Below are 12,970 nucleotides of genomic sequence, written 5' to 3'. Positions count from 1 at the left end.
AAAGGCGGGTTTGTAAGTATTAATTCTTGAAATGTAATGGGCAGGGAAATGTCCTGCATACATGTAGGAAGTTAGTTGTAGGACAGAAGCAGGGAATTCGACGACATTGCATCGCCTTAAAGCCAACGGGAAGCCCGCAGGCTCCCCGTTTCATGGGCCGATCAGCTGTTAGGCAGCAGGCGGCAGGTGATGCTCTTGATGTAGCGAGTCTCGGCGATGGCCGGGTGTACCGGGTGATCCGGGCCCTGACCGCCGCGCTCAAGCATCTGGATGTTGCGGTCCAGGTGACGGGCGCTGGTCAGCAGGATGTTCTGCAGATCGTCCTCTGGCAGGTGCATGGAGCACGAAGCGCTGACCAGAATGCCGTCCTTGGTCAGCAGGCGCATGGCTTGCTCGTTCAGGCGACGGTAGGCGCCTTCACCGTTCTTCATGTCTTTCTTGCGCTTGATGAACGCTGGCGGGTCGGCAACGATCACGTCGAAACGCTCTTCGCTGGCCTTGAGTTCCTTCAGCGCTTCGAAGACGTCGCCTTCGATGCAGGTCATCTTGTCGGCGAAGCCGTTCAGCGCGGCGTTACGCTCGACGCCGTCGAGGGCGAAGCCCGATGCGTCGACGCAGAAGACTTCGCTGGCGCCGAACGCCGCAGCCTGCACGCCCCAGCCACCGATGTAGCTATAGAGGTCGAGGACGCGTTTGCCTTTGGCGTAGGGGGCCAGACGGGCGCGGTTCATGCGGTGGTCGTAGAACCAGCCGGTTTTCTGGCCGCCAACGACCGGTGCTTCGAATTTCACGCCGTTCTCTTCCAGGGCGACCCACTCCGGCACCAGGCCGAACACGGTTTCGACGTAACGGTTGAGGCCTTCGGCATCACGAGCGGCGGAATCGTTCTTGAACAGAATGCCGCTTGGCTTGAGCACTTGGGTCAGTGCAGCGATCACGTCATCTTTATGCGCTTCCATGGTCGCCGAGGCGATCTGCACCACGAGGATGTCGCCGAAACGGTCAACCACCAGACCCGGCAGCAGATCGGAGTCGCCGTAGACCAGGCGGTAGAACGGTTTGTCGAACAGGCGCTCGCGCAGCGACAGGGCCACGTTGAGACGGTGCACCAGCAGCGACTTGTCCAGCGCCAGCTTGATGTCGCGCGACAACAGGCGTGCGCAGATCAGGTTGTTCGGGCTCATCGCGACGATGCCCAGCGGCTTGCCGCCGGCGGCTTCGAGGATCGCCTGATCGCCGGCCTTGAAGCCGTGCAGTGGCGTGGCGGCCACATCGATTTCGTTGCTGTAGACCCACAAGTGGCCGTTGCGCAGGCGACGGTCGGCGTTGGCTTTGAGGCGCAGGCTAGGCAGGGACATGACGTCGCTCCGGAAAAAAGAGCGGGAGTATACCGTGTTGATGCGTGTGCAGGTTCAGCGCTGGACATGTGGCGAGGGAGCTTGCTCCCGCCGGGCTGCGAAGCGGCCCCAATTCATGCCACTCGATTCATCAGGAAGAACCGGTTGGCAGGGCTTGCGACTGCTGCGCAGCCGAGCGGGAGCAAGCTCCCTCGCCACAGAGGCGCGTCAGGCCGACAGCGCGTCGATCAGTTCTTTGTTGAACGCTGGAATATCGTCCGGCTGGCGGCTGCTGATCAGGTGACCGTCCTTGACCACTTCTTTATCCACCCAGTTGGCGCCGGCATTCACCAGGTCATCCTTGAGGGTCTTGAAACTGGTCATGGTCTTGCCGTTGACCAGCCCGGCGGAAATCAGCAACCAGCCGCCATGGCAGATCACTGCAATCGGTTTGCCGGCCGAAGCGCCGGTCTTGACCAGATGCTGGGCGTCCTGGTCGATGCGGATGGTGTCGGAGTTCTGCACGCCGCCCGGTAAGACGATCGCGTCGTACTGCTCGCTACTGGCGCCTTGAAAGGTCTGATCGACCTTGAAGTCATCTGCCGGTTTGTCGTGGTTCCAGCCTTTGACCTTGCCGGCCTCGGCCGAAAGGATGTCGACCTGGGCGCCGGCCTGCTCCAGTGCTTGCTTGGGGCCGGTCAATTCGACCTGTTCGAAACCGTCTGTAACCAAAATGGCGACGCGTTTGCCGTTGAGAGTAGTGGCCATCGCTAAGCTCCTGAGTCTGTGGACGTTTGCCGCCGCACGGGAGCTGAGTCATCCCATGGGCATTACAGATTCCGAAGCTTGAGCGTGAATGAAAGTTCCTGACAATTGCCCACTGGTGTGTCGTCCCGCGGTTTTTAGAGGTTAGAATCGCCGCCTGTCCCAGAGTGTGTACTTATGTCCCAAGAGCTGACCACCGAACAGATTCAACAATCCCTGCAAGGCATCAGCGTGCCCGCGCAGCCGCAGATCATGGTGGATCTGCAGATGGAGCAGTACATGCCCGACCCGGATCTGGAGGTGATCGCCAAGCTGATCGCCCAGGATCCCGGCCTGTCCGGTTCTCTGCTGAAAATCGTCAATTCGCCGTATTACGGCCTGAGCAACAAGATCACTTCGATCCAGCGTGCGGTGAACCTGTTGGGCAGTCGTTCGATCATCAACCTGATCAACGCGCAGTCGATCAAGGGCGAGATGAACGACGACACCATCGTCACCCTCAACCGTTTCTGGGACACCGCCCAGGACGTGGCGATGACGTGCCTGACCCTGGCCAAGCGCATCGGCACTCAGGCCGGCGACGAAGCCTATGCCTTGGGTCTGTTCCACGACTGCGGCGTGCCGTTGATGCTGCAGCGCTTCCCCAACTACATGTCGGTACTGGAAAAGGCTTACGCCAATGCCAGCGCCGAATGCCGGGTGGTGGACACCGAGAACGCCGAGTTCAACACCAACCATGCCGTGGTCGGCTACTACACCGCCAAGTCGTGGCGCCTGCCGGAACACGTCAGCACGGCGATCGCCAATCACCACAATGCGCTGGCGATTTTCAGCGACGAGTCCTCGCGCAACAGCCAGATGAAAAATCTGCTGGCGATCCTTAAGATGGCCGAGCACATCTGTGCGTCTTATCGGGTGCTGGGCAACCAGACCGAAGACCACGAATGGAACAGCATCGGCCCGCTGATTCTCGATTACGTGGGCTTGTCGGACTACGATTTCGAAACCCTCAAACAGACGATCCGCGACCTCGGCGCGCATTGATTCGAGAACGCCATGCCTGAATTGCCGGAAGTCGAAACCACCCGCCGGGGCATTGCTCCGCACCTGGAAGGCCAGCGCGTCAGCCGGGTGATCGTGCGTGATCGCCGGCTGCGCTGGCCGATCCCCGAAGACCTCGATGTGCGCCTGTCCGGGCAGCGTATTGTGCTGGTCGAGCGGCGGGCCAAGTATTTGTTGATCAACGCCGAAGTTGGCACTTTGATCAGCCACTTGGGCATGTCGGGCAACTTGCGGCTGGTGGAAGTCGGGTTGCCGGCGCTCAAGCATGAGCACGTCGATATCGAGCTGGAATCCGGTCTGGCGCTGCGCTACACCGATCCACGCCGCTTCGGAGCGATGCTGTGGAGTTCCGATCCGCTCAATCACGAACTGCTGATTCGCCTCGGGCCGGAGCCGTTGACCGATCTGTTCGACGGCGAGCGCCTGTTCCAGCTGTCGCGCGGGCGTTCGATGGCGGTCAAACCGTTCATCATGGATAACGCGGTCGTGGTTGGCGTCGGCAACATTTACGCGACCGAAGCGCTGTTCGCCGCCGGGATCGATCCGCGCCGCGAAGCCAAGAGCATCTCCCGGGCGCGGTATTTGAAGCTGGCGATCGAGATCAAACGCATCCTCGCCGCGGCCATCGAGCGCGGCGGCACCACGTTGCGTGATTTCATCGGCGGTGACGGGCAGCCGGGGTACTTCCAGCAGGAGCTGTTCGTTTATGGCCGTGGCGGTGAGCACTGCAAGGTCTGCGGCACCGGCCTACGCGAAGTGAAGCTGGGGCAACGGGCCAGTGTGTTCTGCCCACGTTGCCAGACCTGAGGCAAAAAGCTGAATAAGTCCTACGGTCTATAGTGAGTGGTCTCACTGTTCAGCCCGAAGGATCGTGCCATGAAGTCCTTGCAAGTCCTCTTTGCCACACTGCTGCTGTGTTCCAGCCTGGCCGTTCAGGCCGCGGAGCACGGCAGCGGTGATCCGCGCTACACCATCCAGAACCCTCCCGCCTACGCCATGATTGGCGATTTGCTGATTGCCCGACCTTTATTGGTGGTGGCAACGGTGCTGGGTGCGGGGGTGTTTGTAGTGTCATTGCCGTTTACCGCGCTGGGTGGCGGGATTGGCGATGCGGGGCAGGCGTTGGTTGTTGATCCGGCGAAAGCTGCTTTTGTGCGGTGTCTGGGGTGTACGGGGGAGGGGTTTGAGCAGCGTGAGTGAGCTGATCAGGGTTTTGCGCTGCTGCTGATGGCCCTTTCGCGAGCAAGCTCGCTCCCACATTGGAGCGCATTTCAAATGTGGGAGCGGGCTTGCTCGCGAAGAGGCCCGGAAGAGCGCTACAAAACGTTCAGATCAGGCCTTGCCGGTGATCTTGCGGTATTTCTCCATCAACTGTTCTTCAGTCTCCGGATGCGCCTCGTCCAGCGGAATGCAATCCACCGGGCAGACCTGCTGGCATTGCGGTTCGTCGTAGTGGCCGACGCACTGGGTGCACAGGTTCGGGTCGATCACGTAGATCTCTTCGCCTTGGGAAATCGCGGCGTTCGGGCACTCGGGTTCGCAGACGTCGCAGTTGATGCAATCGTCGGTGATGATCAGGGACATGCTAACTCCAGCCGGGGCGGCAGGCCCGGGCGCTATAAATCAATGCGCGCAATTGTGCCGCATTGGCGAGCGCAGTGCACGCTGCTGCGATCAGGGGCTGAAATCAAAAGCCAAGATCGCAGCCTGCGGCAGCTCCTACTTTTTGAAGCGTAGGGTCAGGGCATCGGCCACGGCCGGGTGCACAAACTTGCTGATATCGCCGCCCAGCGCGGCGATTTCCCGCACCAGCGTCGAGGAAATGAACGAATAACGCTCGGACGGGGTGAGGAACAGGCTCTCGACGTCCGGGGCCAACTGGCGGTTCATATTGGCCAGCTGAAATTCGTATTCGAAGTCCGACACCGCACGCAGGCCACGCAGGAACACGTTGGCGTTCTGCTCCTTGGCGAAATGCGCCAGCAGCGTCGAGAAGCCGACCACCTCGACGTTGGGCAGGTGTTTGGTAACCTCGCGAGCCAGTTCGACCCGTTGTTCCAGCGGGAACAGCGGGTTTTTCTTGGGGCTGGCGGCGACCGCAATGATCACGTGATCGAACAGGCGCGAGGCGCGTTCGACCAGATCGCCATGGCCCTTGGTAATAGGGTCGAAGGTACCTGGGTACAACACTCGGTTCATCGCGTCGTCCTGGCGGGAGTCCGTTGGGGAGTCGGATGGTATCGCAGCCGTCCCGGTCGGCCAAGTCGCCTGTTGGGTAAGAAAGCACTATAGACGACGCGATAAACCGGTTTTTTCACGGATTTCTCAGTCGATCGGCGAGGGACGTCGCCAGTTGTGCGGTCAGCCCGTACACCGACAATTGCGGGTTGGCACCAATGCTGGTGGGGAACAGCGAGCCGTCGTGAATCGACAGATTGCTCAGTTGATGATGCCGGCCAAGGCTGTCGGTGACTGCGTTTTTCGATTCCTCGCCCATCGCACAACCGCCCATCACGTGGGCACTGCCCAAACGCGTGCGATACAGCTCAAGGTTCAAACCATCGATCAGCGTGCGCGCTTCGGCCAGGCTGTTCACGTAACGCGCATCGGCGTGCATCGGCATCACCGCTTTCGCGCCGCCGGCGAACTGGATCTCGGCCATGCTGTGAAAGGCGCGGCGCAGGCCTTCCCAGGCGTAAGGCGAGACTTGATAGTCGAGCACCGGCGAGCCATCGCCGCGCAACTCGACACTGCCGCCGGAGCTGTCCGGGTGGAAACCGTCGCGCAGCAACGCGAGCATCGCGTGGGTGTGCGGCAGATCAGCCATATGTTCGGCATTCTGCTGGCCGAAACCGCCCAAGAGCGTTGCCGCAAGCGCCGGGTGCAGCGGTGGCACTTCGAGTTTGTAGCCCATCGGCCCGCTGGTGCCGTCCTTCCATTGAAAATGATCCGAGTAGATCGACTGCGGTGCGCCGTAGAACGGGTTGATCATCTCGTCGAAACGCCCGGCGGACATGTTCACCAGGTGCAGGAAGGTGCGTTTGCCGAGGCGCTGATGCGGATCCGGTGCATCCGAACGCAGCAGCAGGGCCGGGCTGTTGATGCCGCCGCCGGCCAGCACGTAATGCCGCGCCTTGATTGTGATTTTGCGTCCGGTCGGCGCGACGCAACGCTCGTCCATCGCCACGCATTGCAGTTCGGTGATCTTGTCGCCGTTGATCAGCAGTTTTTCCGCGCGGGCCAGGTACAGCAGCTCGCCGCCCTTTTCGAGCGTCGCCGGAATGGTGGTGACCAGCATCGACTGCTTGGCGTTGGTCGGGCAGCCCATGCCGCAGTAGCCGATGTTCCAGCAGCCACGCACGTTGCGCGGGATCACGTGCCAGCTGTAGCCAAGTTGCTCGCAGCCCTTGCGGATCACGTCGTTGTTGGCATTGGGCGGGACCATCCACGGCGCGACGCCGAGGCGCTGTTCCATTTTTTCAAACCACGGCGCCATCTCGGCCGGGCTGTGGCCTTTGACGTTGTGCTCCCTGGCCCAGTGCTCGAGCGTCGGCTCCGGGGTGCGGAAACTCGACGTCCAGTTGATCAGCGTGGTGCCGCCCACCGCACGGCCCTGGAGGATGGTGATTGCGCCGTCCTTGCTCATGCGGCCGATGCCTTCCTGATAGAGGCTGCTGTAGGCCTGGTCTTCGAGCATCTTGAAGTCGGAACTGGTCTTGAGCGGGCCTTCTTCGATCAGCAGCACTTTGTAACCGGCGGCGCTGAGGATTTCCGCCGTGGTGCCGCCACCGGCGCCGCTGCCGATGATCGCCACGTCGGCTTGCAGCGTCAGGTCATCGGTCAGTTGTGCGCCGTTGTAGGTTTTCCAGCCACGGGCGAGGCCTTCGCGGAACGGGTCGGGTACGGGCATTGATCAGGTTCTCTTTATTATTCTGGGTGCGGTGGTGTGCCGGCTGGCGCCTTCGCGAGCAAGCCCGCTCCCACATTGAAATGCATTCCCTTGTGGGAGCGAGCTTGCTCGCGAACGGCGCGACTCGATTTCAGACCGTGGGCGGGCCGGGGTAGCCGCAATGCGCCCAGGACTCGGCGCGGGTGTACCAGGCCATCATCACCATTTGCTGCAATGAGCTATGACCCATGCGCAGCAGGCTCAACGAACTGTTCTGCCAGCGGTCGAGAAAGTGGCGCATGGCCTCGGGGCTGGCGTTTTCCCAACTGCCCCAAATTCCGGTGAGCGGGCCACGGGTAACCGCCATGCCGAGCACGTCGAACAGCTGCCGGGTGAGCTTGAGCATCTCCGGCGACAGGTGATCGAGGCTGTAATCCAGCGACTTGAGGGTGCCATCGATGGCACCGGGCATTTTTTCGCTCGCCACGGCGCCGTCGAGCATCACTGGAATCAGTGCGCGCAGAAACAGCAGGTCGCCGTCGCGCAAAGTGACGAAGCCATTGGCTGCGACACTCGATGAACAACCACTGAGACTGGCGCCGAGGCCGGCGGTGGCAAGAAACGCCGTGGCGCCGAGGCTGAATTTCAGCAGGTCACGGCGCGACAGGGCAGGTGTTTCGGTCAGGCTTGGGTGCATTGTTGTTATTACCCGGCGGTGACGACGATTAGCGGATGAACAGCTTCTGGATCAGTTTCTGGATCGATTTGCCGTAGGGCGGGTAAATCAGCTTCGCTGCATTGAAGCGCTGTTTGATCAACACGCCCTTGGCCTTGCTGAAGGTCAGGAAGCCTTCGTGGCCGTGGTAATGACCCATGCCCGACGGGCCGATGCCGCCGAACGGCATGTCGTCCTGCGCCACGTGCAGCAGGGTGTCGTTCAGGCACACGCCGCCGGAGTGGGTTTCGTGCAGCACGCGGTTTTGCTCACGCTTGTCGTAGCCAAAGTAGTAAAGCGCCAGAGGACGCGGGCGCTGATTGATGTAGGCAAACGCCTGGTCGAGATCCTGATACGGCACGATCGGCAGCAACGGGCCGAAGATTTCGTCCTGCATCACGGTCATCTCGTCAGTCACATTGAGCAGCAGGCTGTGCGGCATGCGCCGGCCCTGGCCCTGTTCGAACAGCGGGATCAGCAGCGCGCCCTTGCTCGTGGCGTCGCTGACATAACTGTTGAGCCGCGTCAGTTGGCGCTCGTTGATGATCGCGGTGTAGTCCGGGTTGTCGGCGAGGGTTGGATAGAAATTGTTCACCACCTGGCGATAGGCTTCGACGAACGCGCCGACGCGGTCTTGCGGCACCAGCACGTAATCGGGGGCGACGCAGGTCTGGCCGGCGTTGAGGGTCTTGCCGAAGGCGATGCGTTCGGCGGCGTCCTTGAGCGGCACGTCGCGGGAAACGATGGCCGGGGATTTACCGCCCAGTTCGAGGGTCACCGGGGTCAGGTTTTCTGCCGCGGCGCGCATCACCTGTTTGCCGATGCTGGTGGCGCCGGTGAACAACAGGTGATCGAAGCGCAGACGGGAAAACGCCACGCCGACATCGGCCTCGCCGAGTACCACGCAGACCAGATCTTCGGGAAAAATCCGTCCCAGCAGAGTCTTGAGCAACTGGCCGGTGGCCGGGGTCGATTCGCTGAGCTTGAGCATCACCCGGTTACCCGCCGCGAGCGCGCCGACCAGCGGGCCGATGGCCAGATATAGCGGGTAGTTCCACGGGACGATGATGCCGACTACGCCGAGCGGCTGGTACACGACTTTTGCTGACGCCGGTTGAAAGGCCATGCCGACTTTGCGGCGCGAGGACTTCATCCAGCCCTTGAGATGGCGGCTGGCGTAATGGATGCCGTGCAGACTGGGCATCAGTTCGGCGAGCAGGGTTTCATCGGCGCTGCGATGACTGAAATCTGCGCTGATGGCTTCAACGAGCGCCTGCCGCTCATCGCTGAGCAAGTCGCGCAACGCCTTGAGCCACTGCTGGCGCTGGTCTGCCGCTGGCATCGGGTTGGCGGCATAGGCGGCGCGCTGTGCCGCGAACAGCCGATCCAGCTCTTCCAGGGGCTGTTGCAGCGTTTGCAGATATGCAATGTCGGCAGTCATCGTGGGCTCCGGATTTATTGTAGTGATGACTTTCTAGAGTCTATGCTCTAGAAAGTCAAATGACTTCCCGACACAGCTTTGTTTTATCCAGTTCCGGTTAGGTCGTAAGATGCCCCTCACCGCACTCTGAATTAAAGCTCAAGCCATGGCCCCACGAATAAAAACCAGCGAGCGCATCGTGCAGAACAGCCTCGAGCTGTTCAATCAGCAGGGCGAACGCAGCATCAGCACCAATCACATTGCCGCGCACATGGAGATTTCTCCGGGCAATCTGTACTACCACTTCCCCAACAAGCAGGCGATCATCGCCGTGCTGTTCAGTGAGTACGAAAGCCTGGTGGACAGCTTTCTGCGCCCGCCACAGGGGCGTGCCGCCACCGTCGAAGACAAGCGCTATTACCTCAAGGAGCTGCTGTCGGCGATGTGGGGCTACCGCTTTCTGCATCGGGATCTGGAGCACCTGCTCGACAGCGACCCGGACCTGGCCGCGCGCTACCGGCGTTTTTCCCAGCGCTGCGTGATCCAGGGCATGGCGATCTACGAAGGCTTCGTCGCCGCCGGCATTCTCAAGATGGACCGGGTGCAGATCGAATCCCTGACGATCAATGCCTGGATCATCCTCACCTCGTGGGTGCGTTTTCTGTGCACCACCCGGGAAAACTCCAATCACCTCAGCGAGCAGGCCATCAAGCGTGGCGTGTATCAGGTGTTGGTGCTGGAAGCCGGATTCGTCACTGATCAGGCGCGCGAAGAGGTGAATGCCTTGTTCGACGAGTTCTACGTGCCGCTGGCCCAGGCCCTCGAAGAAGGGCGGTAACCCATTTCGAAGTCGCTCACAGGAGTCCGTTATGCCGATTGCGCAACTGCTCAGCCCGAATGCACTGGATGCCCGCAAGGAGCAGCCGGGGCTGGTGATTCTCGATTGTCGTTTTGCCCTCGAAGACCCGGACTACGGGCAGCGCAGCTATGCCGAAGGACACATCGCCGGTGCCAGCTTCGCCGACCTTGAGCGCGATCTCAGTGGCAAGGTGATCAAAGGCGTGACCGGGCGTCACCCTTTGCCCGAGCCGGCGGCATTGATCGAACGTCTGCAAGCCTGGGGCATCAATGCCGACAGCGAAGTGGTTTTGTACGACGACGGCCCCGGTGCCTATGCGGCCCGCGCCTGGTGGCTGCTGGCGTGGCTGGGCAAGCGCGACGGCGTGTTCATTCTCGACGGCGGGTTGAAGGCCTGGCACGCGGCGGGTCTGCCGCTGAGCCTGGATGCGCCATCGGTCAGCCGGGGCAGCTTCAGCGGCAAACCGGACATGGGCCTGCTGCTGAGCGCCGGGCAATTGCAGAAGCGCCTTGATCAGCCATCGCTGACGTTGCTCGACGCCCGGGCCTTGCCGCGCTTCAAGGGTGAGGTCGAGCCGATCGATCCGATTGCCGGGCACATTCCCGGCGCGCAATGTGCGGCGTTTACCGAAAACCTCGGCAGCGACGGACGCTTCCTGCCGGCGGAGCAGCTCAAGCAGCGCTTTGCGGCGAAACTCGGCGAGCGTTCGCCTTCGGATCTGGTCGCCTATTGCGGCTCCGGGGTGACGGCGTGTCACAACCTGTTTGCGTTGTGCCTGGCGGGTTACCCGCTGGGTTCGTTGTATGCCGGGTCGTGGAGTGAGTGGATCAACGAGCCTTCCCGAGGCATCGCCACGGGCGAATAAACTCACCATGCCCCCAATGTCGGGGCGGGCTTGCTCGCGAAAGCGGTGTGTCAGTCGACAGTGATGTCTGCTGAGACACTGCTTTCGCGAGCAAGCCCGCTCCCACAGGGTTTAATCGTCGCTGACAGGTTGTCGGGCACGGCGATACGCCGCCGGCCCCACGCCATACACCTGCTTGAACTGCCGGCTCAGATGACTCTGGTCGGCAAAGCCCAGTTGCATCGCGACTTCCACTGGCAGACAACCTTGCTGCAATAAACCCCGAGCCGTGGCGGTGCGTTGCTGCATCAGCCAGGTATGCGGTGGCATGCCGGTAGCGCGGCGGAAGACCCGGGCGAAGTGGAAGGGCGACAGGTTCACTGCGGCCGCCAGTTCTTCCAGCGACGGCGGCGCGGCGAGCCGGGCATGCAGCAGCTCCTTGGCCATTACCACCGCACGATGCTCCTTGCCCGGTTTGCCGTTGATCTGCACCGCCGCATGCCGTTGCAACAGCAGCATCATCATTTCGCGCCACATCGTCTGCTGTTGCAGTGCGGTGGCCGGGCTTTCCAGCAAGCGATGCAACTGACAGAAACCGTTGACCAGATCCGGGTCGCGGTACAGCGTCGCGCCGAAGGCCGGCATCGGCGCGGTGGGCAGTTCCAGTTCTTCGAGCAGTGAAACGATCTTTCCGGTATCGGGATAAAACGCCCGGTACAGCCAGCCGTCCTCGGTGCCCTTGTGCCCGGTGTGCAATTCGTCCGGGTTGATCAGCACCAGGGTGCCGCTGCCAGCCAGGTGTTCGGCACCGCGATAGCGATAACGCTGGGCACCGGCCATGATCATGCCGATCACATAGCCGTCGTGGACGTGCGGGGCGAAGCGATGCTCGATGTAGCGCGCCGCCAGCAACTCGACCCCGGCCAGCGGCGCGGTTTGCCAGAAGCGGATCGACTCGCCCTGATCGTTCATGACGTCACACGGGCCAGCCATTGCGGAATACGCCGTTCCAGGTAGTAACCGGGTTGACGGAGCGTGCCATCGACGAAGCCGACATGCCCACCCTTGGCCTGCAGCTCGAACCGGGTGCTGGCGGAGAGTTCTTCGGCCGTCGGCAGGCTGTGGGGGAACACGAACGGATCGTCAGCCGCCTGAATGATCAGGGTCGGGGTGCGGATTTCACCGAGAAAGTAGCGACTCGATGCCCGGCGATAGTAATCCTCGGCATCGGTAAAACCATGCAACGGCGCAGTGATCCGGCCATCGAAGTCCCAGAAGGTGCGCATGTTCTCCAGCGAACCGAGCGCCGCCAGAGCTGCCAGGCCATCCTCGCGCCCGTCGTGCTGGAACTGACGTTGCTTGTTCTTGATGTAGGCGACCATCTCGCGCATGAAGTGCGCTTGATAGACCTTGGAGAAACCCTGACCGATGCGGTCGGCGCACTGATCAAGGCGAAACGGCACCGACACCGCCACTGCACCGAGCACGCCGCTGTCGCTGCCGGTCTCGCCCAGATGCTTGAGCAGCACGTTGCCGCCCAATGAATAGCCGACCGCATACAGCGGCGCCAGCGGGCGCTTGGCGCGCAGGTGTCTGATGGCTTCGGCGAGGTCTTCGCTGGCACCGGAGTGGTAACTGCGCGGCAGCAGGTTGGGCTCGCCGGAGCAGCCGCGCCAGTTCAGCGCGACGCTGGCCCAGCCTTGCGCGGCGAGGGCGGCCTGGATCCCGGCGACGTAGGGTGAATTTGAAGAGCCGGTCAGCCCGTGCAGCACCAGCACCAGCGGCGCCTCGGCGCTGTGCGGGCCATGCCAGTCGAGATCGAGGAAATCCCCGTCGTCCAGCCACAAGCGTTCACGCTCGCGTTCAAGGTGGACGGTTTTGCGCCACAGCGGCCCCCACAAGGTTTGCAGGTGCGGATTGCCGAGGCCGAAGGCGGGGGTGAAGCGTTCAGTTTCCAGAGGGCACACACCTTTTGTGGCAAGGGAGCTTGCTCCCGCTGGGGCGCGAAGCGGCCCTTTTTTGGGACTGCTGCGCAGTCCAGCGGGAGCAAGCTCCCTCGCCACAGGTTGTTCAATATGT

14 protein-coding genes are annotated in these 12,970 nt (G+C 61.8%); 5 read left to right on the top strand and 9 right to left on the bottom strand.

Annotated features, from left to right (window positions below):
* Positions 1 to 161: 161 nt before the first annotated feature.
* The gene (locus CKW11_RS11180) at positions 162 to 1,358 is read right to left on the bottom strand and encodes a class I SAM-dependent rRNA methyltransferase (RefSeq protein ID WP_095137563.1); all 1,197 of its coding nucleotides are present in this window, start codon (positions 1,356 to 1,358) and stop codon (positions 162 to 164) included.
* Positions 1,359 to 1,565: 207 nt separating this feature from the next.
* Positions 1,566 to 2,105, bottom strand: a complete 540-nt coding sequence (locus tag CKW11_RS11175; protein WP_095137562.1) for a type 1 glutamine amidotransferase domain-containing protein — start codon at positions 2,103 to 2,105, stop codon at positions 1,566 to 1,568.
* A gap of 228 nt (positions 2,106 to 2,333) precedes the next feature.
* Between CKW11_RS11175 and CKW11_RS11170 the strand changes: the two genes are divergently transcribed.
* The 3 genes from CKW11_RS11170 (at position 2,334) to CKW11_RS11160 (ending at position 4,364) form a co-directional block, all read left to right on the top strand.
* A complete protein-coding gene (locus CKW11_RS11170) occupies positions 2,334 to 3,146 on the top strand; it encodes an HDOD domain-containing protein (protein WP_171061892.1) in 813 nt (270 codons plus the stop codon).
* Positions 3,147 to 3,158: 12 nt separating this feature from the next.
* Entirely contained in the window at positions 3,159 to 3,971 is an 813-nt protein-coding gene (gene mutM / locus CKW11_RS11165) for a bifunctional DNA-formamidopyrimidine glycosylase/DNA-(apurinic or apyrimidinic site) lyase (protein ID WP_095137561.1), read from the top strand.
* Positions 3,972 to 4,040: 69 nt separating this feature from the next.
* Complete coding sequence (locus CKW11_RS11160) at positions 4,041 to 4,364, top strand: multidrug transporter (protein WP_095137560.1); 324 nt, start codon at positions 4,041 to 4,043, stop codon at positions 4,362 to 4,364.
* Between the two features lie 132 nt (positions 4,365 to 4,496).
* On the opposite strand, the gene CKW11_RS11155 is transcribed toward CKW11_RS11160, so the two are convergent.
* From CKW11_RS11155 to CKW11_RS11135, 5 genes are all read right to left on the bottom strand, one after another.
* Positions 4,497 to 4,748: a YfhL family 4Fe-4S dicluster ferredoxin gene (locus CKW11_RS11155; protein WP_003195146.1), complete on the bottom strand. Its 252-nt coding sequence runs from the start codon at positions 4,746 to 4,748 to the stop codon at positions 4,497 to 4,499.
* Positions 4,749 to 4,883: 135 nt separating this feature from the next.
* Entirely contained in the window at positions 4,884 to 5,363 is a 480-nt protein-coding gene (gene coaD / locus CKW11_RS11150; RefSeq protein WP_003229157.1) for a pantetheine-phosphate adenylyltransferase, read from the bottom strand.
* Between the two features lie 115 nt (positions 5,364 to 5,478).
* Positions 5,479 to 7,074: a GMC family oxidoreductase gene (locus CKW11_RS11145; protein ID WP_095137559.1), complete on the bottom strand. Its 1,596-nt coding sequence runs from the start codon at positions 7,072 to 7,074 to the stop codon at positions 5,479 to 5,481.
* A gap of 130 nt (positions 7,075 to 7,204) precedes the next feature.
* The gene (locus tag CKW11_RS11140) at positions 7,205 to 7,750 is read right to left on the bottom strand and encodes a twin-arginine translocation pathway signal protein (protein WP_095137558.1); all 546 of its coding nucleotides are present in this window, start codon (positions 7,748 to 7,750) and stop codon (positions 7,205 to 7,207) included.
* A 28-nt stretch (positions 7,751 to 7,778) separates the two neighbouring features.
* Positions 7,779 to 9,209 carry a coniferyl aldehyde dehydrogenase gene (locus CKW11_RS11135; protein WP_095137557.1) on the bottom strand — a complete coding sequence of 477 codons (1,431 nt, stop codon included), beginning with the start codon at positions 9,207 to 9,209 and terminating at the stop codon, positions 7,779 to 7,781.
* 145 nt (positions 9,210 to 9,354) lie between these two features.
* On the opposite strand from CKW11_RS11135, the gene CKW11_RS11130 reads away from it, so the two are divergent.
* Both CKW11_RS11130 and CKW11_RS11125 read left to right on the top strand, forming a co-directional pair.
* A complete protein-coding gene (locus CKW11_RS11130; RefSeq protein ID WP_007964152.1) occupies positions 9,355 to 10,026 on the top strand; it encodes a TetR/AcrR family transcriptional regulator in 672 nt (223 codons plus the stop codon).
* Positions 10,027 to 10,057: 31 nt separating this feature from the next.
* Positions 10,058 to 10,912 carry a sulfurtransferase gene (locus tag CKW11_RS11125; RefSeq protein WP_095137556.1) on the top strand — a complete coding sequence of 285 codons (855 nt, stop codon included), beginning with the start codon at positions 10,058 to 10,060 and terminating at the stop codon, positions 10,910 to 10,912.
* 111 nt (positions 10,913 to 11,023) lie between these two features.
* Here the strand turns inward: CKW11_RS11125 and CKW11_RS11120 are convergent, their stop codons facing one another.
* Both CKW11_RS11120 and CKW11_RS11115 read right to left on the bottom strand, forming a co-directional pair.
* A complete protein-coding gene (locus CKW11_RS11120) occupies positions 11,024 to 11,863 on the bottom strand; it encodes an AraC family transcriptional regulator (protein ID WP_095137555.1) in 840 nt (279 codons plus the stop codon).
* Complete coding sequence (locus CKW11_RS11115) at positions 11,860 to 12,858, bottom strand: hydrolase (protein WP_095137554.1); 999 nt, start codon at positions 12,856 to 12,858, stop codon at positions 11,860 to 11,862. The genes CKW11_RS11120 and CKW11_RS11115 overlap by 4 nt, the downstream gene beginning before the upstream one ends.
* Between the last annotated feature and the right edge of the window lie 112 nt (positions 12,859 to 12,970).

Source organism: Pseudomonas sp. Irchel s3a10, from assembly GCF_900187525.1.
In the GTDB taxonomy this organism is placed as follows: Bacteria; Pseudomonadota; Gammaproteobacteria; order Pseudomonadales; family Pseudomonadaceae; genus Aquipseudomonas; species Aquipseudomonas koreensis_G.
This window is presented reverse-complemented; position numbering and strand designations above follow the sequence as displayed.